The 25,131-nt window shown below is 64.8% G+C and carries 15 protein-coding genes; 7 read left to right on the top strand and 8 right to left on the bottom strand.

The genetic code is table 11. The annotated features are described in order from the left end of the window. Window positions 1-11: 11 nt before the first annotated feature. The 5 genes from treS to treY are packed head-to-tail and all read left to right on the top strand — an operon-like array spanning window position 12 to window position 12,063. Window positions 12-3,305 (top strand): maltose alpha-D-glucosyltransferase, encoded by a 3,294-nt coding sequence (gene treS, locus P6U27_RS08875; protein WP_209295303.1) that lies wholly within the window; start codon window positions 12-14, stop codon window positions 3,303-3,305. Then, on the top strand, window positions 3,298-5,445 hold the full coding sequence (gene glgB / locus P6U27_RS08870) for a 1,4-alpha-glucan branching protein GlgB (RefSeq protein ID WP_407193875.1): 2,148 nt from the start codon (window positions 3,298-3,300) through the stop codon (window positions 5,443-5,445). Before treS ends, glgB begins: the two co-directional genes overlap by 8 nt. A gap of 3 nt (window positions 5,446-5,448) precedes the next feature. Next, window positions 5,449-7,527: a glycogen debranching protein GlgX gene (glgX, locus tag P6U27_RS08865; RefSeq protein ID WP_407193874.1), complete on the top strand. Its 2,079-nt coding sequence runs from the start codon at window positions 5,449-5,451 to the stop codon at window positions 7,525-7,527. Beyond that, on the top strand, window positions 7,524-9,275 hold the full coding sequence (gene treZ / locus P6U27_RS08860; protein WP_407193873.1) for a malto-oligosyltrehalose trehalohydrolase: 1,752 nt from the start codon (window positions 7,524-7,526) through the stop codon (window positions 9,273-9,275). The genes glgX and treZ overlap by 4 nt, the downstream gene beginning before the upstream one ends. Window position 9,276: 1 nt before the next feature. Continuing rightward, complete coding sequence (treY, locus tag P6U27_RS08855) at window positions 9,277-12,063, top strand: malto-oligosyltrehalose synthase (protein ID WP_407193872.1); 2,787 nt, start codon at window positions 9,277-9,279, stop codon at window positions 12,061-12,063. 2 nt (window positions 12,064-12,065) lie between these two features. Here the strand turns inward: treY and P6U27_RS08850 are convergent, their stop codons facing one another. Next, window positions 12,066-12,383 carry a polyhydroxyalkanoic acid system family protein gene (locus tag P6U27_RS08850; protein WP_122401835.1) on the bottom strand — a complete coding sequence of 106 codons (318 nt, stop codon included), beginning with the start codon at window positions 12,381-12,383 and terminating at the stop codon, window positions 12,066-12,068. 181 nt (window positions 12,384-12,564) lie between these two features. Here P6U27_RS08850 and P6U27_RS08845 point away from each other — a divergent pair, with 181 nt between their 5' ends. Then, entirely contained in the window at window positions 12,565-12,729 is a 165-nt protein-coding gene (locus tag P6U27_RS08845; protein ID WP_084298933.1) for a DUF3309 family protein, read from the top strand. 112 nt (window positions 12,730-12,841) lie between these two features. Here the strand turns inward: P6U27_RS08845 and ligD are convergent, their stop codons facing one another. Next, a complete protein-coding gene (gene ligD, locus P6U27_RS08840) occupies window positions 12,842-15,517 on the bottom strand; it encodes a DNA ligase D (protein ID WP_407194425.1) in 2,676 nt (891 codons plus the stop codon). 117 nt (window positions 15,518-15,634) lie between these two features. Here ligD and P6U27_RS08835 point away from each other — a divergent pair, with 117 nt between their 5' ends. Next, the gene (locus P6U27_RS08835; protein ID WP_407193871.1) at window positions 15,635-16,519 is read left to right on the top strand and encodes a Ku protein; all 885 of its coding nucleotides are present in this window, start codon (window positions 15,635-15,637) and stop codon (window positions 16,517-16,519) included. Window positions 16,520-16,691: 172 nt separating this feature from the next. Here P6U27_RS08835 and P6U27_RS08830 read toward each other — a convergent pair whose 3' ends face one another. The 6 genes from P6U27_RS08830 to P6U27_RS08805 all read right to left on the bottom strand — a co-directional run bounded on the left by P6U27_RS08830 (window position 16,692) and on the right by P6U27_RS08805 (window position 24,830). Next, window positions 16,692-17,381, bottom strand: a complete 690-nt coding sequence (locus P6U27_RS08830; RefSeq protein ID WP_122401832.1) for a response regulator — start codon at window positions 17,379-17,381, stop codon at window positions 16,692-16,694. After that, window positions 17,378-20,101: a DUF4118 domain-containing protein gene (locus tag P6U27_RS08825; protein ID WP_407193870.1), complete on the bottom strand. Its 2,724-nt coding sequence runs from the start codon at window positions 20,099-20,101 to the stop codon at window positions 17,378-17,380. Before P6U27_RS08825 ends, P6U27_RS08830 begins: the two co-directional genes overlap by 4 nt. Before the next feature lie 40 nt (window positions 20,102-20,141). Then, on the bottom strand, window positions 20,142-20,747 hold the full coding sequence (locus P6U27_RS08820; RefSeq protein WP_407120011.1) for a K(+)-transporting ATPase subunit C: 606 nt from the start codon (window positions 20,745-20,747) through the stop codon (window positions 20,142-20,144). Between the two features lie 107 nt (window positions 20,748-20,854). Then, window positions 20,855-22,972 (bottom strand): potassium-transporting ATPase subunit KdpB, encoded by a 2,118-nt coding sequence (kdpB, locus tag P6U27_RS08815; protein ID WP_407193869.1) that lies wholly within the window; start codon window positions 22,970-22,972, stop codon window positions 20,855-20,857. Window positions 22,973-22,996: 24 nt separating this feature from the next. Next, complete coding sequence (kdpA, locus tag P6U27_RS08810) at window positions 22,997-24,700, bottom strand: potassium-transporting ATPase subunit KdpA (RefSeq protein ID WP_407193868.1); 1,704 nt, start codon at window positions 24,698-24,700, stop codon at window positions 22,997-22,999. A gap of 40 nt (window positions 24,701-24,740) precedes the next feature. After that, a complete protein-coding gene (locus tag P6U27_RS08805) occupies window positions 24,741-24,830 on the bottom strand; it encodes a K(+)-transporting ATPase subunit F (RefSeq protein ID WP_091879689.1) in 90 nt (29 codons plus the stop codon). Window positions 24,831-25,131: the final 301 nt, after the last annotated feature.

Here is a 25,131-nt window from a genome sequence, read left to right as displayed (position 1 = left end):
GGGTTCACGCCATGAATGTCCTGTCTTCCGTCGATGCCAAAAAAGCCGAGGCTGCCGAGGTCGTGGATGAGCTCTGGTACAAGGATGCCATCATCTATCAGCTCCACGTCAAGGCTTTTGCCGACAGCAACAATGACGGCATCGGCGACTTCGCCGGACTGACCGAGAAGCTGCCTTACCTCCAGGAGCTCGGCGTCACCGCGCTGTGGCTGCTGCCGTTCTATCCCTCGCCCGGCCGCGACGACGGCTACGACATCGCCGACTACGGGTCGGTCAATCCCGATTTCGGGACGATGAAGGATTTCAAGCGCTTCATCCAGGAGGCGCAGAAGCGCGGCCTGCGCGTCATCACCGAGCTCGTCGTCAACCACACTTCGGACCAGCACAAGTGGTTCAAGCGCGCGCGGCGCAGCCATCCAGGCTCCAGCGCGCGCAACTGGTACGTCTGGAGCGACACCGACCAGAAATACCAGGGCACGCGCATCATCTTCACCGACACGGAGAAGTCGAACTGGACCTGGGATCCCGAGGCCGGCGCGTTCTACTGGCACCGTTTCTTCTCGCACCAGCCGGACCTCAATTTCGACAATCCGCGCGTGGTCAGCGCCATCATCCAGGTGATGAAGCGCTGGCTCGATGCCGGCGTCGACGGATTCCGCCTCGATGCCATTCCCTATCTCTGCGAGCGCGAGGGCACCTCTAACGAGAACCTCCCCGAGACGCATGCGATCATCAAGCGCCTGCGCCAGGAGCTCGATGCGTATTCCAAAGGCAAGCTGCTGCTGGCCGAGGCCAATCAATGGCCGGAGGACGTGCAGGAATATTTCGGCCGTGGCGACGAGTGCCACATGGCCTATCACTTCCCGCTGATGCCGCGCATCTACATGGCGATCGCACAGGAGGACCGCTTCCCGATCACCGACATCCTGCGCCAGACGCCGGACATCCCGGCGAGCTGCCAATGGGCGCTGTTCCTGCGCAACCACGACGAACTGACGCTGGAGATGGTCACCGACGTCGAGCGCGACTATCTCTGGACCACCTACGCCAACGATCCCCGCGCGCGCATCAATGTCGGCATTCGCCGGCGCCTTGCGCCGCTGATGGACAACGACCGCCGCAAGATCGAGCTGATGAACTCGCTGCTGCTGTCGTTCCCCGGCACGCCGATCATCTATTACGGCGACGAGATCGGGATGGGCGACAACATCTATCTCGGCGACCGCAACGGCGTGCGCACGCCGATGCAATGGAGCCCGGACCGCAACGGCGGTTTCTCGCGCTGCGATCCGGCCCGCCTCTACGCGCCGCTGATCATGGACCCGGTCTATGGCTACGAGTCGGTGAACGTGGAGGCACAGTCGCGCAGCCTGTCGTCGCTGCTCAGCGCCACCAAGCGGCTGATCTCGGTGCGCAAGTCGACGCTCGCCTTCGGCCGCGGCACCATGACCTTCATCCGCCCGGCCAACCGCGCCGTGCTGGCCTATGTCCGGCAGTATCGCGACGAGGTGATCCTCTGCGTCGCCAATCTCTCCCGTGCCGCGCAAGCGACCGAGCTCGACCTGTCGCCGTGGAAGGACCGCATCCCGCAGGAGATGCTCGGCCGCACCCGCTTCCCCGCGATCGGCGAACTGCCTTACATGATCACGCTGGGGCCCTATGGCTTCTACTGGTTCCAGCTCCTGGAGCGCGACAAGTCCGAGCCGGTGACGCCGAGCGCGGTGCCGGAGTTCGAGACGCTGGTGGTCCCGGTGAACTCGAACTGGGTGTCGCTTGCCCGCGAGCGCGGCGTGTTCGAGCGCGACGTGCTGCCGGGATTTCTGTCACGGACGCGTTGGTTCCCCGAGCACAATCCCAAGCAGATCAAGACCGCGTTGACCTCTGCGGTGCCGTTCTGCGACATCGGCGACAACCGCCCCTGGATCGCGTTCTTCGAGACCAGGCAGGGGGACGCGACCACACGCTATGTACTGCCGCTCCAGATCGAGTGGGTGCGCTTCGACCGCGAGCGCTTCAACCCGAAAGCGCTGGCCGCCGTGCGCCAGGGCGCGCGCGAAGGCACGCTGCTCGATGTCGCGACCGAGCAGATCTTCATCGGCCTGTTCCTGCGCAATCTGTCGCAGAATCTCGTGGTGGAAGAGAACAATCTGCGGCTGGAGTTCAAGGCCACCAGCCGCTTCGCCGATTACACGATCAAGGAGCCCGGGCGCATCCGTGCGATCGAGCAGTCGAACAGCACCGCGCTGGTCGACAACCAGTACGTCGCCAAGATCTATCGCCGGCTCGAAAGCGGCATCAGCCCCGAGATCGAGATCGGCCACTATCTCACCGAGGTCGCGCGCTTCGCCAACACACCGGCGCTGCTCGGCAGCGTCGAGCTGGTCGACGGCGACCAGCGCAGCGCGCTCGGCGTGCTGCATGCCTATGTCGAGAACCAGGGCGACGGCTGGACGGTGACCACGGGCTATCTCGATCGTTATATCGACGAGCAGCGCGTGGCGCCGGCCGATAAGATGCCACGCGAAACCCAGGAGCAGGCGCCGTATCTGCATTTCATCGCGCAGATCGGCCGGCGGCTCGCCGAGCTACATGTCGCCCTCGCCGCGGCAAAACCGGACGAGCTCGCTCCGGAGCCGATCGATTCCGCATGCATCGCGCGCCTCGTATCCGACCTCAAGGCTCGCGCCGAGCAGGTTTTCGAACGGCTGGCCGACAGCCGCCACGGCCTGCCGGAGGCGCACCGGCCGCTGATCGATCGGCTTACGGAGACGCGTGCGGGCCTGTCCGACCGGCTGAATGCGCTATTGCCTTCCGGGACCCGTGGGTTGAACATCCGTCATCATGGCGACTTCCGCCTCGGGCAAACTCTGATCGTGAAGGACGACATCTTCATCATCGATTTCGACGGCGATCCGCGCGTGCCACTGGTCGACAAGCGGCGCAAGGCTCCGGCCGCCCGCGACGTCGCGGGCCTGATCCACTCGATCGACGTTTCGGTTAACGCGGCCCTCAGTCGCGCGCTCACGGGCGCCTCCGACGAGCAGGGCCGGCTCGTCGCCGCGCTCGACGAATGGCGCGAACGCGCCACCGCGACCTTCCTATCCGCCTACCGCGAAGCCATGACCGACCGGAGGCTGTGGCCGGAAGATCGGCCATCAACGCGAGGCCTGTTAAGGTTTTTCCTGCTTGATCAAGCGTTCGACGAAGTAGAGCACGAGCTGTCCCACCGGCCTGAGGGGCTCCATGCGCCGCTGACCGAACTGCTTCGCATTCTGTCCAGTGCCGAGAGCGAAGCCCATGCCTAAATTGCCTGCCGAGGCCTATGCGATCATCGAGGGCCGCCACTCCGATCCCTTCCACTATCTCGGGCTGCATCCCGAGGGCGGCAAAAGCGTGGTGCGCGCGTTTCTGCCCGAGGCCACCAATGTCGAGGCGGTCGGCGAGCATGGCGAGATCGCTCCGCTCGACCGCGTGCACGATTCCGGCCTGTTCATCGGCGCCCTGCCCAATGGCTCGAAGCACTACCAGCTGCGCGCGACCTTCGGCAACGACGTCGTCGAGTTCGAGGATGCCTACCGCTTTCCGCCGATCCTGACCGATTTCGATCTCTACCTGCTCGGCGAAGGCACCCATCAGCGCCTCTACGACAAGCTCGGCGCGCATCCGATGCGGCTCGAGGGCGTGGACGGCATCGGCTTCGTGGTGCTGGCGCCAAATGCGCGGCGCGTATCCGTGGTCGGCGACTTCAACTTCTGGGACGGGCGGCGTCACCCGATGCGGGTGCGCGGCAGCGGTTACTGGGAATTGTTCATTCCGCATGCGAAGGCCGGCGATCACTACAAATTCGAGATCATCGGCCCGCACGGCCACCTGCTGCCGCTGAAATCCGATCCGCTGGCATTTGCCAGCGAGCTGCGGCCGAAGACGGCTTCGATCGTGTTCGACGAGGCGCGTCTGCCGCGGCCGCGCCCGGCGCCCGACGGCATCAATGCCCTGTCGGCGCCGATGTCGATCTACGAGGTCCATCTCGGCTCGTGGCGACGCAAGGGCAACAATGAATGGCTGACCTATCGCGAACTGGCCGAGCAGCTGCCGGCCTACGCCCGCGACATGGGATTCACCCATCTCGAATTCCTGCCCGTCAGCGAGCATCCGTTCGACGGCTCCTGGGGCTACCAGCCGACCGGCCTCTACGCGCCGACCAGCCGCTTCGGCACACCCGATGACTTTGCGACACTGGTCGATGCCTGCCACCGCGAGGGCATCGGCGTGCTGCTCGACTGGGTGCCCGGCCATTTCCCGGATGATCCGCACGGGCTCGGCCATTTCGACGGCACCTCGCTCTACGAGCACGCCAACCCGCTCCAGGGTCGCCACCTCGACTGGGGCACGCTGATCTACAATTACGGCCGCACCGAAGTGACGAACTTCCTAGTGTCGAATGCACTGTTCTGGCTGGAGCGTTACGCGATCGACGGCCTGCGCGTCGACGCGGTGGCCTCCATGCTGTATCTCGACTACAGCCGGCCGCCCGGCGCATGGGTTCCGAACCAGTATGGCGGGCGGGAGAACATCGAGGCGATCAACTTCCTGCGCCGTTTCAACACGGAAGTGTTCGCCCGCTTCCCGCAGGCGACCACGGCGGCTGAGGAGTCCACTGCCTGGCCTCAGGTCTCACGCCCGGTCGAATTCGGCGGGCTCGGCTTCGGCTACAAGTGGAACATGGGCTGGATGCACGACACGCTGAGCTACATCAGCAAGGATCCGATCTACCGCAAGCACCACCACGGCGAGATCCTGTTCGGCCTGCACTACGCGTTCTCGGAGAACTTCATCCTGCCGCTGTCGCATGACGAGGTCGTGCACGGCAAACGTTCGATCCTCGGCCGCATGCCCGGCGACGAGTGGCAGCGCTTCGCCAATTTGCGCGCCTATTACAGCTTCATGTTCGGACATCCCGGCAAGAAGCTGCTGTTCATGGGCGCGGAAATCGCGCAGAGCAGCGAATGGAATCACGATCAATCGCTCGACTGGCACCTGCTCGAATACAAGTACCATTCCGGCATCCAGGCGCTGATCCGCGACCTCAACCGGCTCTACCGGGCCGTGCCGGCGCTGCACCAGATGGATTGCGACCAGGCCGGCTTCGAATGGCTGATCACCGACGATGCCAACCGCAACGTGTTCGCCTGGCTGCGCAAGGGCTTTGACGAGCAGGCGCGATGCCTGGTGGTCGTCAATTTCTCTCCCAATGTCTATCGCAACTATCGCGTTCGCGTGCCTTTGGCCGGCAAGTGGAAAGAGGCGTTCAATTCCGACTCCGACCATTACGGCGGCAGCAATGTCGGGAACATCGGCGAGGTTCAGACCGTTGACGGCAAGGCGCCCGAGCTCCGCCTCACCATTCCGCCGCTCGCCGCGATCTTCCTCGTTCCGGAAAGCTGATCGATGCGCCTGACCGCCGGATCGCCCGCACGGCTCGGCGCAAGCTGGGACGGACGCGGCACCAATTTCGCGCTGTTCTCCGCCAACGCGCAGAGGGTCGAGCTCTGCCTGTTCGACGCGCAAGGCCGCCGCGAGCTCGAGCGTATCGAGCTGCCTGAGAAGACCGAGGATGTCTGGCACGGCTATCTCAATGACGTCTCGCCCGGCCAGCTCTACGGCTATCGCGTGCACGGGCCCTACGAGCCCGAGCACGGCCATCGCTTCAACGCCAACAAGCTGCTGCTCGACCCCTATGCCAAGCGGCTTGCCGGGCGGCTGGTCTGGAGCGATGCCCATTTTGCCTATCGCACCGGCTCACCGCGCGAAGACCTGTCCTTCGACCGGCGCGACAATGCGCGCGGCATGCCGAAGGCCGTCGTGGTCGACGAGACCTTCAACTGGGGCCGCCGCGAGATCCGTCCCAACATCTCCTGGGAAGACACCATCATCTACGAGGCCCACGTCAAGGGCCTCACTCAGAAGCGCGACGACGTGCCGCCGAACTTGCGCGGCACCTATGGCGGCCTGTCCTCGCCGGCGATGATCGAGCACCTGAAGAAGCTCGGAGTCACTACGGTCGAGCTGTTGCCGATCCACAGCTTCGTCGACGACCGCATCCTCGTGGAAAAGAAGCTCGCCAATTACTGGGGCTACAACACGCTGTCCTTCTTCGCGCCCGAGCCGCGCTACGCTCAGGACAACGCGCTCGATTCCTTCCGCACCACGGTGGCACGGCTGCACGATGCCGGAATCGAGGTGATGCTCGACGTCGTCTACAACCACACCGCCGAGGGCAACCACCTCGGCCCGACGCTGTGCTATCGCGGTATCGACAACGCCTCCTATTACTGGCTGAACCGCGAGAACCCGCGCTACTACGACGATTTCACCGGTTGCGGCTCGTCGGTGAACCTCACCCACCCGCGCGTGCTGCAGATGGTGATGGATTCCCTGCGCTACTGGGTCGAGGTCTGCCATGTCGATGGCTTCCGTTTCGACCTCGCCACCACGCTGGCGCGGGGACCGCACGGCTTTGATCGCGGCAGCTCGTTCTTGACCGCGGTCCGGCAGGACCCGGTGCTGGCGGCCGTCAAGCTCGTCGCGGAGCCCTGGGACCTCGGGCTCGGCGGCTACCAGGTCGGCGCCTTCCCATCGCAATGGTCGGAATGGAACGATCGCTATCGCAGCGCCATGCGCCGCTACTGGAGCGGCGAAGGCAGCCTGATCGGCGACATTTCCAGCCGCATGACCGCGTCGTCCGACCTGTTCAACCACGACGGACGCCGGCCGCGCGCCAGCATCAATCACATCACCGTCCACGACGGCTTCACCCTCGCCGACCTCTTCAGCTACAACGAGAAGCACAACGAGGCCAATGGCGAGGACAATCGCGACGGCTCCAACGACAATCACAGCAACAATTGTGGTGTCGAGGGGCCGACCGACGATCCCAACATCATCAGCCTGCGCCGGCAGCTGCGCAAGAACGTGCTGGCCTGCCTGATGCTGGCGCAGGGCGTTCCGTTGATCCTCGCCGGCGACGAGGTCGGCAACTCGCAATCCGGCAACAACAACGCCTATTGCCAGGACAACGAAGTCGGCTGGGTCGGCTGGGACAATCTCGGCAAGGAGGGCGACGACATGGTCGATTTCGTCGCCCATCTCGCCGACATCCGCCGCCGGTTCTCGCAGCTGCGCAGCCATCGCTGGCTTGATGGCCGGCCCAAGGACGGCGCCTCCTACGGTGCGTTGTGGCTGACGCCCGCCGGCGACGAGATGTCGGAGAGCGACTGGAAATTTCCGGAAGGCAGATTCCTCTCCTATGTGATGGGCCCGATGGAACCGGGCGGGGCTGCGATCTTTATCGTCCTGAACGCCGCCCCCGAAGAGATCGCATTCAAATTGCCCAGAATGGCCGAATATAAGAGCTGGCAGCAGATCCTGAACACGACCGATGCCAAGCTGAATACGATCGACTTCCTGCCCGGGAGCGACAGCAAGGCGCCGCCGCGCTCCGTGCTCGCCTTTGCGGGGGCACCATGAGGGCATCCTTCGGGGCGAGGCCGACGAAGGACGGCGTGTCGTTCCGGCTATGGGCGCCCGCCGCGCGCCGTGTCGACCTCTTGCTCGACCGCAGGCACGCGATGCAGCGCCGGCAGGATGGCTGGTACGTCGCCGACATTGCCGGCCTCACCGCCGGCAGCCCCTACAAGTTCAGGATCGACGACGAGATCGACGTGCCGGATCCTGCTTCGGCTTTCCAGCCCGAGGACGTGTTCGGCCCGAGCGAGGTGATCGATCATGACGCCTTCGTATGGCGCGCGCGCGAATGGCGGGGCCGTCCGTGGGAAGAGACGGTGCTGATCGAGACCCATGTCGGCACCTTCACGACCGAAGGCACCTACCGCGCCATGATCGACAAGCTCGATCATCTCACGACAACCGGCATCACCGCGCTGGAATTGATGCCGCTGGCCGATTTCGCAGGACGCCGCGGCTGGGGCTATGACGGCGTGCTGTGGTATGCGCCCGACAGCGCCTATGGCCGGCCAGAAGACCTGAAGACGCTGATCGACGAGGCCCATCTGCGCGGGCTGATGGTGTTCCTCGACGTGGTCTACAATCATTTCGGCCCGGAGGGGAATTATCTCGGCCGCTATGCGCCGACCTTCTTCACCGATGCGCACACGCCATGGGGCAGCGCGATCGACTACCGCCTGCCGCAGGTGCGCGCGTTTGCCGTCGAGAACGCGCTGTCCTGGCTCTGCGACTACCGCTTCGACGGCCTCAGGCTCGACGCCGCCAACCACATCATGGCTGTCCCGGGCGAGCAGTCCATGCTGCAGGACCTCAGCGTTGCCGCCGGCGAGCTCGCCAAGGCCACGGGACGCCACATCCACCTCGTGCTGGAGAACGGCGACAATCGCGCCAGCCTGCTCGATGCTGCGCAGGACCCGCCGAACGGCAAATATCGTGGCCAGTGGAACGACGATTATCATCACGTCTGGCACGTGATGCTGACCGGCGAGCATGCCGGCTATTATGGCGATTACCAGACGCCGCGCATGGATCTTGCGCGCGCGCTCGCCTCCGGCTTCGTCTATCAGGGCGAGATCTCGGAATTCTGGGGCAAGAAGCCGCGCGGCGAGCCGAGCGGCAAGCTGCCGCCGGCGACCTTCGTCAACTTCCTGCAGAACCACGATCAGATCGGTAATCGTCCGCTTGGCGAGCGGCTGGAAAGCCTGGCATCGCCAAAACAGATCGAGGCCGCGCTCGCGGTTACCCTGCTCACCCCGATGGTGCCGATGCTGTTTCAGGGCGAGGAATGGGGCTCGACGGTCCCCTTCCCGTTTTTCTGCGACTTCCAAGGTGGACTCGCCGATGCGGTGCGCAAGGGGCGCAAGCAGGAATATGCCTGGGCGTACGAAAAATACGGCGACGAAGTGCCCGACCCACTCGATCCCGCAACGCTGCAATCGGCCGTGCTCGACTGGGCCGGCCGCACGCCGCAGCAGGACGAGCGCCTTGCGCTGGTGAAGGACCTGCTCGCGCTCCGTCACAAGGAGATCGTGCCGCGGCTGAAGGGCGCGAGCTTCGGTGACGCCGAGGCGGCCGACAACGGCCTGCTCACCGCGCATTGGCGGATGGGCGACGGCACGACGTTGCGCCTCGTCGCCAATCTCTCGGATCACGAGATCACCTCCACCGTCAGTGCGGGCGCGCCGATCTGGGGCGGCGCGGCCGGCGATCGGATTCCGCCCTGGTCGGTGGTCTGGCGTCTCGGAGGTTGAGATGCCTCCTGCCATTCCGCTCGCGACCTACCGGCTCCAGCTCACGGCGGATTTCGACTTCGACAAGGCTGCCGCGGTCGTACCTTACCTGAAAGCGTTGGGGATCACGCATCTCTACGCCTCGCCGGTGATGAAGGCGCGAAAGGGCTCGAGCCATGGCTACGACACGGTCGACCACAGCCAGCTCAATCCGGAGCTGGGCGGCGAGGCCGGTTTTGCGCGGCTGAGCGAGGCGCTTCAGCAGCACGATCTCGGCCTCATCATCGACTTCGTGCCCAACCATGTCGGCGTGCACTTCTCCGACAATCCCTGGTGGCTCGACGTGCTGGAATGGGGCCAGGCCTCGCCGCACGCGGCCTCCTTCGACATCGACTGGGATCAATTGGCCTACCGCGCCCGCGGCGGCGTGCTGCTGCCGATCCTCGGCACGTCCTACGGCGAGGCGCTGGAGCGCGGCGACATCGAGCTGCGCTACGATCCGGACGAGGGAAGTCTCTCCGCCTGGTATTTCGAGCACCGCCTACCCATCGCGCCGGAGCGCTACGGCGAGATACTGCGCGTGATCGTCAAGGAGGCGGACGCCGCCGAGACGGAGCCCGGCAAGTGCCTGCTCGCGCTCGCGGCGCACTACACCGGGCTGCGCCGCCCCAATCGCAAGGAAGCTCCCGCCTTCAAGTCCGAGCTCAAGGAGATCGCAGGCGCCGCCGACATCATCAGTCGCGGCCTTGCCGCCTATCGCGCCGGCAAGGACCGCCCGGCACAGACGCTGACGCTGCATCATCTCCTGGAGCGCCAGCACTACAAGCTCGGGCACTGGCGGCTTGCCTCCAGCGACATCAATTATCGCCGCTTCTTCGACGTCAACGGCCTCGCCGGCCTGCGCGTCGAGGACGCGAGCACATTTGCCGCCACGCATCGGCTGGTGAAGCAACTCATCGCCGAGGGCAAACTACAGGGAATCCGGCTCGATCACATCGACGGACTGCGTGACCCCGCACAATACTGCCAGCGGCTGCGCCGGCTGGTGCGCGACGCCCAGGGCAACACAAAGCCGTTCTATACGGTGATCGAGAAGATCCTGTGCGAGCACGAGCGCCTGCCGCATTTCGCCGGCGTCCAGGGCACCACCGGCTACGAGTGGATGAACGTCATTACCCATGTGCTGGTCGATCCCAAAGGCCTGGAAGCGCTCGACGAGACCTGGCGGCAGATCAGCAACCGCCCGCCGCGGCTTGCGCCTTACGTCAAGGAGGCGAAGCGGCGGGTGCTCGAGACCTTGCTTACCAGCGAGTTCACCGTGCTGACGCGCCTGCTCGCGCGCATCGCCAACGGGCATTATTCGACACGCGACTTCTCAGCCGACAGTTTGCGGCAGGCGCTCGAACTTTATGTGCTGCATTTCCCGGTCTATCGCACCTACCTGACGCACAGCGGCCCCACCGCGCACGACCGCAAGCTGATCGAGGACACCATCGCGCGCGCCCGCCGGGAGTGGTTTGCCGCCGACGAAGGCATTTTCGACTTCCTGCGCGACGCGCTGACCATGGACTTGCTCAAGCCCGGCCGTCCTCCGCACAGCACGCCGCGCGTGCGCCGGTTCGCGCTGAAGGTGCAGCAGTTCACCGGGCCGATGATGGCGAAGTCGCTGGAGGACACGGCGTTCTATCAATTCCACCGGCTGCTTGCGCTGAACGAGGTCGGCGGCGATCCCGCGAGCACCGGCCTCACCATTCCCGCCTTCCACCAGGCCATGCAGGCCCGCGCCAGGGAATGGCCGCAAGGCATGACCGCGACGGCCACCCACGATACCAAGCGCGGCGAGGATGCCCGCATGCGTATCGCGGCGCTGAGCGAGGTTCCCGGCGAATGGACCAGCGCGGTGGCGCGATGGAAGGTGTTGAACGCGCCGCATCTCACACTCCACGGCAATTTCCGCGCCCCGTCGGCGACGTTCGAATACATGCTCTACCAGACCCTGCTCGGCACCTGGCCGCTGCAAGAGTCGATCGATGCCGCCTTCGTCGAGCGCATCCAGGCCTATGCGCTCAAGGCTGCGCGCGAAGGCAAGGAGGAGACGAGCTGGCTCAATCCGCATGAAGCCTACGAGAACGGCATACGCGACTTCATCGAGAAGATCCTCGACTCCGCTCAATCCGCCGAATTCCTGGAGGCGTTGCAAACCCTGGCTCGCCGCGTCGCGCTGCTCGGCACGTTGAACTCGCTGAGCCAGCTCACGCTCAAGGCGACGCTGCCGGGCGTGCCGGACTTCTATCAAGGCAGCGAATTCTGGGACCTGTCGCTGGTCGATCCCGACAACCGCCGCCCCGTCGACTTCGCCGCGCGCCGCGCGGCGCTGACGTCATTGGAAGCGCCGGACTGGAACGGCCTGATCAAGAGCTGGCCGGACGGCCGGCTCAAGCTGGCCTGGACGCGGCATCTGGTCAAGCTGCGCAACGAGCTTGCCGACGTGTTCGCGCAAGGCGACTACCAGCCGCTGGAAGTACAGGGCGCACATGCCGACCATGTCATCGCCTTCGCGCGTCGCCACGGCCGCACGGCTGCGATTGTCGTGGTCGGGCGTCAGTTCGCGCCGTTCACCCAAGCAGGCCGGGAATGGCCCGCACTGGAGGGGCTTGACGCGACGATCGACATCACAGGCTATACCGTGCCCGGCCTTGCGGGGAACGACCTGCCGCTCGCCCAGGCTTTCCGCGACTTTCCCGCCTCGGCCATCGCGGCCCGAACGGCGAACGCCATCAGGACCTCGCGGCAGCGCGTGCACGCCTGAAGTTACTTTCCCCCGTCTTTGGTCAACAGCAATTGGCCGCGCTTCCTGATCGTCGCCTGCGCCATCTCGGCAAAGCGCTGCAACAGCCAGGGCAGCACCACCTCGACCCGGACCTGATCGTCGGCCACGTCGATCTGACCGGTCGCGACCTGCCCCAGCGCACGGATGCGGAAGTTCATGCTGTCTCCGCTCCAGCGTTCCTCCTCCACCTGCATCACGGGAATGCTTGCTGCGGCGCGGCCAAGCCCTGCCTTGAGCCGGCGCACCGCCTCCTCGCGGCCGAGACGATGCGGAATTGAGACGACAAGCGGCGCTGACATGGTCCTGACCCCTTCTGACTGATCCCCACCTAGACATGGCCGACGGAAGGGCAAAGGTTCCATGCGAGCTGGGGCCGGCGCCCACGTTGCGGAGCCGGAACTTTAAAACATACGGCAAGTTGCTCCCACACGACGGGACAGGTGCAAACGACCCTTTCATCAAAGGGGTGAGGAGATTCGTATGTCAATCGGCACGATCATTCTGATCATTCTGGTCATCGCCCTGCTGGGCGGCTTCAGCGGCATCGGCGGCGGGCCGTTCTACGGCACCGGCTATTATGGCGGCGGCGGCCTTGGGCTCGTCATCATCATCCTGCTGATCCTACTGCTAATGGGGCGGATCTAGTTAGGGCGGTCATTCCGGGGCGCGCGCACGCACGAACCCGGAACCTCGCGCCACAAATCTCTGGATTCCGGGTCTGCGCTTCGCGCAGCCCGGAATCACGTTTGGAAAGCACCTACCTCGCCTTCGCCGCCAGCTTCTTCATCGCCGCTTTGATCGACGCGGCGGCATCGTCATAACCCTCCCATGCTTTCGATCTCGGCAACAGGCCCGGCACGGTGCGCAGCGTATACTTCTTCGGATCGAGATCGCTCTTCACCTGCGCCCAAGTCAGCGGCATCGATACCGTGGCGCCGACGCGCGCCCGCGGCGACAGCGGGGCAACCGCGGTCGACATGCGGTCGTTGCGGAGATAATCCAGGAAGATCTTTCGCTTGCGCAGCTTCTTCGACATGTTGAGCAGATAGCGTTCGGGATCGTCATTGGCCATCCACTGGCAGACGCCTTGTGCAAATGCCTTGGCTTCCTTCCAGCTCACCTTCTCGCGCGCGCCGTGGAGCAGCGGCACCACCACGTGGAGGCCCTTGCCGCCCGTGGTCTTGCAGAAGCTGTCCATGCCGACATCACCCAGCCGCTGCCGCATCTCCTTGGCCGCTTCGACGACCTCGGCGAAGTCCACGTCGGGCGCGGGATCGAGATCGAACACCAGCCGGCCCGGCGTGTCGTAGGCATAAGGCGCGCAGTTCCAGGGATGCAACTCGACGCCGCCGATCTGCGCCACGGCGGCAAGCCCCTCGACCCGATCGATCTCGAGATAGGGCTTGCGGTCGCCGGAGACCCGCGCGAGCTCCAGAAGGTTCGACTGCCCCTGCATGGCGTGGCGCTGGAAGAAGCATTCGTCCTTGATACCGTCGGGGGCGCGGATCAGCGAACAAGGCCGGCCCTTGAGGTGCACGATCATCCATTCGCCGACGGCTTCGAGATAGCGGGCAAGATCCAGCTTGGTGACGGGCTCACCATTGCCGTCATCAGGCCAGAGCTCCTTGTCCGGTTTGGAGATGACGACACCCATGACCTCGGCATTTTGAGCGGCCTGCTTCGATTGTCCGCCCGTCTTCGTGCGCGCCGGCTTCCTGGCCGAGGGTTCGGCGAGCTCGGTATCGACGGGCGCCTCGGCCTCGACCTCCTCGGCCGGCTTGTCCTGCCGCAATCCCTTGAATGCCGCCTGGCGAACATTGCCGTCGGCGGTGAAGCCGGCAAACTCGATCTCGGCGACGAGCTCCGGCTTCAGCCAGTGCACGTCGCGGGTCTTCTTCGGTGCGTTCTTGCCGCCGAAGGGGTTTTGCTTGGTCTCCATGGCCGTCAGAAGAGGCATGATGCGCTTGAGCTTGTCCGCGCCAAAGCCGGTGCCGACCATGCCGACGAAGGCGAGATGATCGCCACGCTGCACGCCGGCCATCAGCGAGCGGAATTTACCGCTGGTGGTCTTGTAGCCGCCGATCACCACCTCGTGGCCGGCCCGGCATTTCGACTTGACCCAGCTCTCGGTGCGGCCGGACCGATACGGGGCATCCAGCTTCTTCGACACCACGCCTTCGAGCTCGAGCTTGCAGGCCGATCTGAGCACGGCATCACCGCCGCTCTCGAAATGCTCGACATAGCGGATCTGGCTCGATTTCCGCTTGCGCTGGCCCAGCAGCTCCTTCAGCCGGGCCTTGCGTTCGCCGAGCGGCAGACGACGGTAATCCTCGTGCTCCGCGAAAAGCAGGTCGAAGGCAAAGAAGATCAGCTCGTCGGTCTTGCCATCGGACAGCGCAGCTTGCAGCGAGGAGAAGTTCGGCGCACCGGTATGGTCGAGTGCGACGATCTCTCCGTCGATCATCACGTCCGGCAGCGCTGCCGCTTCCTTGGCAATCGAGGCGAACTTGCCGGTCCAGTCGAGACCCTTGCGCGTCTTCAGCGTCGCCTCGCCGTCCTCGACCCGGAGCTGCACCCGGTAGCCGTCGAACTTGATCTCATGGCACCAGCCCTCGCCGGGCGGCGGCCGCTCGACCAGCGTACAGAGCTGCGGCGCAACGAAGTCCGGCATCTCCGAGACCTTCTTGGCGTTCGTCGCGGTCGTGGCGCTCTTCTTCCCTGCTTTGCCGGCTTTCAACGCCGTTCGCGGCGCCGGCTTCACCGTACGCCCTTTCGTCTCCTCGGCACGGTTGGACTGCCAGACTGCATCGGCCTTGCCCTTGGGACCCTTGGCCAGCATGAACGGCTTCGGCGCGCGGCCCTTGCCTTCGGCGATCTGCTCCATCGCGCGGCCGGAGGCGACGGACTTGTCCTGCTCCAGAATGTCGTTGTCCGCGCCTTCGCGGACATATTCGTCACGATGCTTGATCAGCAGCCAGTTGGTCCGCTTCTCGCCGCCGCGCTTGCGCATGCGCACCAGGACCCAGCTGCCATGCAGCTTGTCGCCGTGGAGCGTGAACTTGAGATCACCCTTCTTGAAGCCGGCTTCCGGATCTTCCGATTCCCAATAGCCTCGATCCCACAGCATCACGGTGCCGCCGCCATATTGGCCTTCGGGAATCGTGCCTTCGAAATCGCCATAGTCGAGCGGGTGGTCCTCGACCTCGACCGCGAGGCGCTTGTCGTGCGGATCGAGCGAGGGCCCTTTCGTCACCGCCCAGGACTTGAACACGCCGTCGAGTTCGAGCCGGAGATCGTAATGCAGGCGCGTTGCATCGTGCTTCTGGATCACGAACCGCCGCTGTTTCGAGGGGGCCACTGCGGTCCTGCCCGATGGTTCGGGCGTCTTCTCGAAGTCACGCTTCTGTCGGTAAGTGGAGAGTTTTTGCAGCACGACCGGTCCCGCTTCTCTTTCGGCGTTCAAGCCTATCACGGTCAAAGTCCCGTCCGGAACCAAAACCCTGTGCGACGGTTGGGGTTCCAAAACGCCTTGAAAACGCTGGAGAATGGAATGGCCCCGCGCGCCTATTGGAAGGGAACGTTGAAGCTCTCGCTGGTGAGCTGCCCGGTGGTGCTCTATCCGGCGGCAACCGCCGCGGAGAAGACGCGGTTTCATCTCATCAACCGCGAGACCGGGAACCGGCTCAAGCAGCAGATGATCGATTCCGAGACCGGCGACGTCGTCGAGAGCGATCAGAAGGGGCGCGGTTACGAGCTGAGAAAGGGCAGATATGTCGAGATCGAGCCGGAGGAGCTCGAGGCAGTCCAGATCGAAAGCAACCACACCATCGACATCGAAAGCTTCGTGCCGCGCGAGGAAATCGACAAGCGCTATCTCAACCATCCCTATTACATCGCGCCCGACGGCAAGGCCGCCGTCGACGCCTTCGCGGTGATCCGCGACGCCATGAAGGATGAGGAGCGCGTGGCGCTGGCCAAGATCGTTCTCACCAATCGCGAGCACGTCATGGCGATCGAGCCGCTCGGTAAGGGCCTGCTCGGCACCACGCTGCGATTCCCTTACGAGCTGCGCGACGAGGACCAGTTCTTCGACGACATCAAGAGCCCGAAGATCACCAAGGACATGGTCGAGCTCGCCGGCCACATCCTGCAGACCAAGGCGGCACATTTCGATCCCAGCAAATTCAAGGACGAATACGAGGACGCGCTGAAGGCACTGGTGAAGCGCAAGGCCAGCGGCAAGAAGATCGAACTGCCGGAGCCCGAGGAGCGACCGAGCAACGTCATCAGCCTGATGGACGCGCTGAAGCAGAGCCTGAAGGGGCGCGGCGGCAAGAAGACGGCGGCGAAGTCACATGCGCGGCGTGCGACGGGACGGCACCGAGCCGCGAAGAAGACGCACCGGACAGCTGCGAGGCACAGGAAGGCGGGTTGACCTTGCACCGTCATTGCGGAAACAGGCTTGCGCCACAACCTCTGTCGTCATGCCCGGCTCGACCCGGGCATCCACGCCTGTCCTCACACGCCGATAGACGTGGATGGCCGGGTCAAGCCCGGCCATGACGACTGTGCCTCAAGCCAGCACACCATGCCGCCAAGTCGAACGCTCAATCCCCCGCCTTCAGCCGGTACCCGATGCCCGTTTCCGTGAGCACATATTGCGGCCGTTCGGGATCGGCTTCGATCTTCTGGCGGAGCTGGCGGACATAGACGCGCAAGTACTGCGCGTCGGTCAATTCGTCCCAGAGCTCCCTCAGCAGGAAGCGGTGGGTGAGCACCTTGCCGGCATGCTGCACCAGCACGCGCAACAGGTCATATTCCTTCGGCGAGAGCTTCACGTCACGGTCCCCGACCTTGACGATGCGGCGGACGAGATCGACGGAGAGATCGCCGGTGCGGAACAAAGGGCGCTCGCCCTTGATCTGAAGCTGGTGGCGCAACGCGGCGCGCAGGCGCGCCAGGAGCTCCTCCATGCCGAACGGCTTGGTCAGATAATCGTCGGCACCGAGATCGAGCGCCTGGACCTTGCCGGCTTCGTCACCGCGGCTGGACAGCACCACGATCGGCACGCCTTCGTTGCGGGTGCGGATGGTGCGGAGCAGCTCGTGCCCCTGAACGTCGGGCAGGCCCAGATCGAGAATGATCAGCGCCGGCTCTTCGCCGAGCTTTTCCAGCGCGGTCTTGCCGTTCGACGCTTCCAGGATTTCGTAGCCTTGCGTCGTCAGCCCCATCCGCAGCAATTTGCGGATCGGCGGCTCGTCGTCGATGACCAGGACCTTGATCGGAGCAGCGCTCATGCGGCGGTATCCAATGCGTGACTCTCTGCCGGAACGGGCAGGCGGATGGTGAGGACCGCGCCGCTGCGCTCGCTGCGATTGGCAGCGGAGATCGTGCCGCGCATCGCCTCGACGAAGCCCCGGGAGATGGCGAGCCCGAGCCCGGTCCCCGGGCGGACGTGATCGCCCTTCTGCACGCGATAGAACTTGTCGAACACGCTCTCCAGCTCGTCAGGGGGAATGCCGGCGCCCTCATCGGCGATCTCGAGCACGACGTGACTGCTGTCGCGCCGGCCCCGGATCGAGATCGTGGTTCCGGGTGGCGCGTATTTGGCGGCATTGTCGAGCAGATTGAATAGCACCTGCTCGAACAGCACGGCATCGAGCTGGAGCATCGGCAGATCCGCGGCCAGCACCAGCTCGACCTTGTGGCCGCCAAGGATCTTGCTGGCGCGCCGGAGCGCGCTGCCCACGATTTCGTCGAGATCGTGCAGCGCCGTGTTGGGCACGATGGCGCCGGATTCGAGCTTGGTCATGTCGAGCAGATTGGCAATGAAGCGGTTGAGCCGCTCGGATTCGTCGATGACGGTCGCGAGCAGGTCGCGCTTTTCGGTGTCGGAGAGAGCGCCGGCAAGATCGCGCATGGTCGAGGCTGCGCCGAGCACGGAGGCGAGCGGCGTTTTCAGATCATGCGAGATCGAGGTCAACAGCGCCGACCGCAGGCGCTCGGATTCGACAGTGCGCTTGACGCGGTCCATGTCCTCGACCAGCAGCACGCGCTCGATCGCGAGCGCGCCCTGGTCGACCAGCGCATCGAGCAGCCGGCGCTGGTCCGGCGTCAGCAGCGGGCCGGTGCGGTCGTTGTCGATGCCGATCACACCGATCGGACGCCGGCCGGTGCGCATCGGCAGAAACAGTCGTTTTGCGCCCGGCAAGGTGTCCGAGCCGCGGCCGGCGGCGCGATCGTTGCTCCAGGCCCAGTTGGCCGCAGCGAGGTCGGCCTGATCGAGCTCATCCTCCGGCGGATAGCCCGATTTCACCGTGAGCAGACCCTCGTCGGGCAACAGCAGAACGACGCGCACCTTCAGCATCAGCGCGATCTGGTAGGCGGTCGCCCACAAGACGTCGTCGAGCGTGGCGGTGCCGGCGAGCTTGCGGCTGAAGGCATACAGCTGCTCGGTCATCCTGATCCGGCCAATCGCCGCATCGGCCTGCGTACGCACGCGCGCTGCGACATTGGAGACGAGCATCGCCACCACCATGAACAGCACGAAGGCGGCGACGTTGGTCGGATCCGTGATCGTGAACGTGTAGATCGGCGGAATGAAGAAGAAATTGTAGCACAGTGAAGCCGCCACCGTCGCCAGCAGCGACGGCCATAAGCCATAGCGCACGGCAACCGCGACGACCGAGGTCAGCAGCACGAGGTCGACGTTCTCGAGCCCGAACCGGGGCTGGATCAGCTCGGCGGCGCCGAGGCCGATCAGCACGATCCCGAGCGCCTTCAGATAGGGCAGCGGATCGAACGGCTCCGAGCGCGCAGCGGTCTGCACCGCGGTCTTGGGCGCGACCTCGCCGGGCAGCTCGTCACCGGCGATGACGTGGACGGTGATGTTGCCGGCGCGGCGCACCAGGTCGTGCACGACGGAGCCGCGCGTCATCTCGAACCAGCGCGAGCGCGTCGATTTGCCGATCACGATCTGGGTGACGTTGTTGCCTTGCGCGAAATTGACGACGTCGTCGGCGATGCGGCGGCCGACGGCGGGAATGGTCAGCGCCTCTCCGCCGAGCGATTCCGCAAGCCGCAACGTATCGGCCAGCCGATCCCGCTCCTCGTCGGACAATTGCAGGGATCGCCGCGTCTCGATCGAGATCGCGGTGAACGGCGCATGCAGCCGATCGGCCAGCCGCTTGGTGTAGCGCACGAGGCCGGCCGCGCGCGGATCCTCGCTGACGCAGACGAGAATGCGCTCACCCGCGGCCCAGGGACCGGGAATCGCGTTCGCCTGCATGTGGTTGAGGAGCTGCTCGTCGACCCGCTCGGCGGTGCGCCGCAGTGCGAGTTCGCGGAGCGCCGTGAGATTGCCCGGCGAGAAATAATGCTCCAGTGCCCGCTCGGCCTGCTTGGGCACATAGACCTTGCCCTCCTTCAGCCGCTGGATCAGATCGTCGGGCGTGAGGTCGATCAGCTCGATCGCGTCGGCGCGGTCGAACACCGAATCCGGCACGGTCTCGCGCACCCTGACATGGGTGATCTGCGCAACGACGTCGTTCAGGCTCTCGATATGCTGGATGTTGACGGCGGTGTAGACGTCGATGCCGTGCGAGAGCAGCTCCTCGACGTCGAGATAGCGCTTGGGATGGCGGCTGCCGGCCGCGTTGGTGTGGGCGAGCTCGTCGACCAGCGCAATCTGCGGCCGACGCGCGATCACCGCATCGAGATCCATCTCCTCGACAACCTGGCCTCGGTAGTCCAGCCTCTTGCGCGGGACCACTTCGAGATCGCGCACCAGCGCCTCGGTCTCGGCGCGGCCATGGGTCTCGACGAAGCCGACCACCACGTCGATGCCGGCCTTGCGCTTGGCATGGGCGCTTTGCAGCATCTCATAGGTCTTGCCGACGCCGGGCGCAGCGCCGACGAAGATCTTCAGCCTGCCGCTCGCGCTCTCCTCCCGACGCGCAGCTTCCAGCAGCGCCTCGGGAGAGGGACGTTGTTCGGGATCGCGGCGCTCTCGGACCATGCTATCAATATAATCATCTGCGCACCGCGAGCCTAGACCGCTACTTGGCTGCAGCGCGATCCAGCGCGAGGTTCAGCGCCAGTACGTTAACGCGAGGTTCGCCCATCAGGCCTAGCAAGCGGCCCTGAACGTTGGCCGCCACGATCTGCTTCACAGCGTCCTGCGGCATATTCCGGGCCTTGGCAACGCGCGGCACCTGGAATTCCGCTGCTTCCGGCGAGATGTCAGGGTCGAGACCGCTGGCGGAGGTGGTGACCAGGTCGACCGGCACCTGCGCATTCGGATTCTCGGTCTTGAGCTTGTCCACATCCTCCTTCAGCCGGTCGGCCAGCGCCTTGCTGGTCGGGCCGAGGTTGGAGCCGCCCGAATTGGCGGCGTTGTAGGGCGCCGCAACCGTCTTGGTCGAATCATTCGGGTCCGGCGCCAGCGTTGCCGAAGGGCGGCCGTGGAAGTACTTGTCGTCCTTGAACTCCTGCCCGATCAGGGCGGACCCGATCACCTTGCCGTCCTTCTCGATCAGGCTGCCTTGCGCCTGCGCCGGGAAGAGCGCACCGGCGATGGCCGTCATCGCGAGCGGATAGGCGAGGCCCGTGATGGCGGTGAGCACCAGCAAGAGCACGATGGCCGGGCGGATTTCTCTGAGCATGTGCTTCTCCTATTTCTTTCGTCATTGCGAGCGAAGCGAAGCAATCCAGCGTCCTTCCACTGAGGCAGTCTGGATAGTTTCGTCGCTTCGCTCCTCGCAATGACGCGTTAGGCCAAATGCAAGGCGACGACGACAAGGTCGATCGCCTTGATACCGATGAAGGGCACGACGATGCCGCCAAGCCCGTAGATCAAGAGGTTACGCCGGAGCAGCGCACCGGCACCGACCGCGCGATAGGCAACGCCTTTCAGCGCCAGCGGGATCAGCGCAATGATGACGAGCGCATTGAAGATGATCGCCGACAGGATGGCGCTCTGCGGGCTCGACAGGTTCATGACGTTGATCACGCCAAGCTGGGGATAGAACGCCAGGAACATCGCCGGGATGATCGCAAAATATTTTGCGACGTCGTTGGCGATCGAGAACGTTGTCAGCGCGCCGCGCGTCATCAAGAGCTGCTTGCCGATCTCGACCACCTCGATCAGCTTGGTCGGGTTGGAGTCGAGATCGACCATGTTGCCGGCTTCGCGCGCGGCCTGGGTGCCGGTGTTCATGGCGACACCGACATCGGCCTGGGCGAGCGCCGGGGCGTCGTTGGTGCCGTCGCCGCACATCGCCACCAGCTTGCCCTTGGCCTGCTCGTCGCGGATCAGCTTGAGCTTGTCCTCGGGCGTTGCCTGCGCCAGGAAATCGTCGACGCCGGCTTCTGCGGCGATGGCAGCGGCCGTCATCGGATTGTCGCCGGTGATCATGATGGTGCGGATGCCCATGCGGCGCAGTTCGGCGAAGCGCTCGCGAATGCCACCCTTGACGATATCCTTGAGCTGGACGATTCCGAGCAGCTTGCCGTCCTTGGCGACAGCCAGCGGCGTGCCGCCCGATTTGGCGACTTCGTCGGCAATGGCGCTGATCTCGCGGCCGGCCTCGGACAAAGCCGCGGGCTGCAAGGCCCGTGCCGCGTTGCCCGAGGCGATCGCGATCGGCGCGCCGCCGCCGATATGGTTGAGGATGGCATCGACCGCATCCTTGCGCACCGACGAGCCGCCGGCGTTGACGCCGCTCATGCGGGTCTGCGCCGTGAACGGAACGAAGGTCGCTCCCAGCTCGGCCATGTCGCGGCCACGGATCCCGTACTTCTCCTTGGCGAGCACGACGATGGAGCGGCCTTCTGGCGTCTCGTCCGCGAGCGAGGCGAGCTGGGCGGCATCGGCCAACTCCTGCTCGGTGACACCGCGCACGGGACGAAAGGCGGTCGCCTGCCGATTGCCGAGCGTGATGGTGCCGGTCTTGTCGAGCAGCAGCGTGTCGACATCACCGGCAGCTTCGACCGCGCGGCCGGACATGGCGAGCACGTTGAAGCGCACCAGGCGGTCCATGCCGGCGATGCCGATCGCCGACAACAGCGCGCCGATCGTGGTCGGGATCAGCGTCACGAACAGCGCGACCAGCACGATCACGGAGATCGAGCCGCCGGCATAGGCCGCGTAGCTCGGAATGGTCACGGTGGCGAACACGAAGATGATGGTGAGGCCGGCGAGCAGGATGTTGAGCGCGATCTCGTTCGGCGTCTTCTGCCGCTCGGCGCCCTCGACCAGCTTGATCATGCGGTCGATGAAGGTCGAGCCCTGCGCGGCGGTGATGCGGACGCGGATCCAGTCCGACAGCACCTGCGTGCCGCCGGTCACGGCCGAGCGGTCGCCGCCGGATTCGCGGATCACGGGCGCGGACTCGCCGGTGATGGCGGCCTCGTTGACGGAGGCGACGCCCTCGATCACTTCACCGTCCGATGGGATCGTGTCGCCCGCCTCGACCAGCACGAGATCGCCGACCTTCAGGCTCGTGCCTGATACGAGCTTGTAGTCGCGGCCCGCGCCGCTCAGGAGCTTGGCCTGGCTCTCGGTGCGGGTCTTGCGCAGCGTCTCGGCCTGCGCCTTGCCCCGGCCCTCGGCCACTGCTTCGGCAAGGTTTGCGAACAGCACGGTGAACCACAGCCAGAGGATGATCTGGAAGGTGAAGGCGAGATTTTCCCCGCCGATGACGAGGTCGCGGACGAAGATCACGGTGGTGAGCGCGGCCACGATCTCGACCACGAACATCACGGGGTTCTTGATCATGGACCGCGGATCGAGCTTGGTGAAGGCTGCACCGATGGCGGGCATCACGATCTTGGAATCCAGCATCGCCGAGACCGGCATGCGCTTGTTGGGCTTATGGACGGGTTCCATGGAGGTCACTCCGAAAGAGCTGGATCAGAAGACGTTGCCGGCGTTCATCGCGAGGTGCTCGACAATGGGGCCGAGCGCGAGCGCCGGGAAGAAGGTCAGGCCGCCCATGATCAGGATGACGCCGACGACGAGGCCGACGAACAGGCCGCCGGTGGTCGGAAAGGTCCCCATCGACGGCGGAATGGATTTCTTCTCCGCCAGCGATCCCGCGATCGCCATCGCCGGCACGATCATGAAGAAGCGGCCGACGAACATGGCAACGCCACCGGTCAGATTGTAGAACGGCGTATTACCGGTGAGGCCCGCAAAGGCGGAGCCGTTATTGGCGGTCTGGGAGGTATAGGCATAGAGCACTTCGGCGAAACCGTGTGGGCCGCCATTGGCCATCGACGCCACGGCCGGCGGCAGCACCACGGCGACGGCGGTCCAGCCGAGAATCATCAGGGGCAGAACGAGAATGGCGAGCATCGCCATCTTGACCTCACGCGCCTCGATCTTCTTGCCGACATATTCCGGCGTGCGGCCGACCATCAGGCCTGCGACGAAGATCGCGAGGATGACGAACAGCAGCATGCCGTACATACCGGCGCCGACGCCGCCGACGATGATTTCGCCGAGCTCCATGTTGATCAGCGGGATCATGCCGCCGAGCGCGGTGAAACTGTCGTGCATGGCGTTCACCGCGCCGCACGAAGCGGCGGTGGTGATGACCGCGAACAGCGCGGACGCAACGATGCCGAAGCGGACTTCCTTGCCCTCCATGTTGCCCCCGGTCAGGCCCAGCGCCTGGAGCGTCGAGGTGCCCTGAGCCTCCGCCCAGTAGGCGACGGCGACGCCCGCGACGAAAAGCACGCCCATTACGGCGAGGATCGCCCAGCCCTGGCGCTGGTTGCCGACCATGCGGCCGAACGCGTTGGTCAGCGCCGCACCGAGCACGAAGGTCGACAGCATCTGCACGAAATTCGACAGCGCGGTCGGATTTTCGAACGGGTGCGCGGCATTGGCGTTGAAGAAGCCGCCGCCATTGGTCCCCAGCATCTTGATCGCGACCTGCGAGGCGACCGGACCGACCGCAATGGTCTGCTTGGTGCCTTCGAGCGTGGTCGCTTCGACGTAGTTGCCCAGCGTCTGCGGCATGCCCTGCCAGACCAGGAACAGCGCGAACACGACGCAGATCGGCAGCAGTATGTAGAGCGTGCAGCGGGTCACATCGACCCAGAAATTGCCGACGGTGCGCATGGATGCGCGGGCAAAGCCGCGGATCAGCGCCACCGCGAGCACGATGCCGGTCGCCGCCGACAGGAAATTCTGGTGCGTGAGGCCGACCATCTGGGTCAGATAGGAGAGCGTGCTCTCGCCGGCGTAGTTCTGCCAGTTGGTGTTGGTGATGAAGGAGATCGCGGTGTTGAAGGACAGATCCTCGGCAACCGCGGACTGCCCGGCCGGATTGAACGGCAGCACGGCCTGGAGCCGCATGAGGCCGTAGATGATGAGGAAGCCGCCGACATGGAACAGCAGCATGGCGACCGTGTAGGTCAGCCAGTGCTGCTCGCGCTTCTCGTCGACGCCGGAGATCCGGTAGATGCCGGCCTCGATCGGGCGCAGCACCGGCGACAGGAACGTCCGCTCGCCGCTGAAGACGCGCGTCATGTACCAGCCGAGCGGCTTGGTCAGCGCGACGATGATGGCACAATAGAGAATGATCTGGAGCCAACCGATCACGGTCATGGAGAGAGCCTTTGTGGAATCGCGTTAGAGCGGCGCCCGCTCAGAACCGTTCGGGCCGCAGCAGCGCGTAGGTGAGATACATCAGGAGGCCGAACGAGACGGCGCCGGCGAGCGCATAATCGAAGATCATGGTCCGCTCCCTCAAAGCCGTTCGCAGGCGTAGGTATAGCCGACCGCGAGCGCGAAGAAGACAAAGCCCAGCGCCAGCATCAGAATGTCCATCATGGAGATGATCCTCGTCTGTCCCTATGTCCGGCAATTATTCTCGGCCTACCGGCGGCACGACGCTGACGTGCCACCGCGGACATAGGTTTTCGAGACGGAGGCCGCGGCGAAGTTATAGGAATCTCATAAAGGCCGGCGAGCCGGCTTGCCGTGGTCGGTCGGGCAAGTGCATCCGCGCCTTTATGAAATCCTTATATCTTCCGCCC

This window comes from Bradyrhizobium sp. STM 3566 (genome assembly GCF_045571445.1).
GTDB classification, from domain to species: Bacteria; Pseudomonadota; Alphaproteobacteria; order Rhizobiales; family Xanthobacteraceae; genus Bradyrhizobium; species Bradyrhizobium vignae.
Note: the sequence above shows the minus strand (reverse complement) of the source record. Positions and strands in the feature narration are given on the sequence as shown.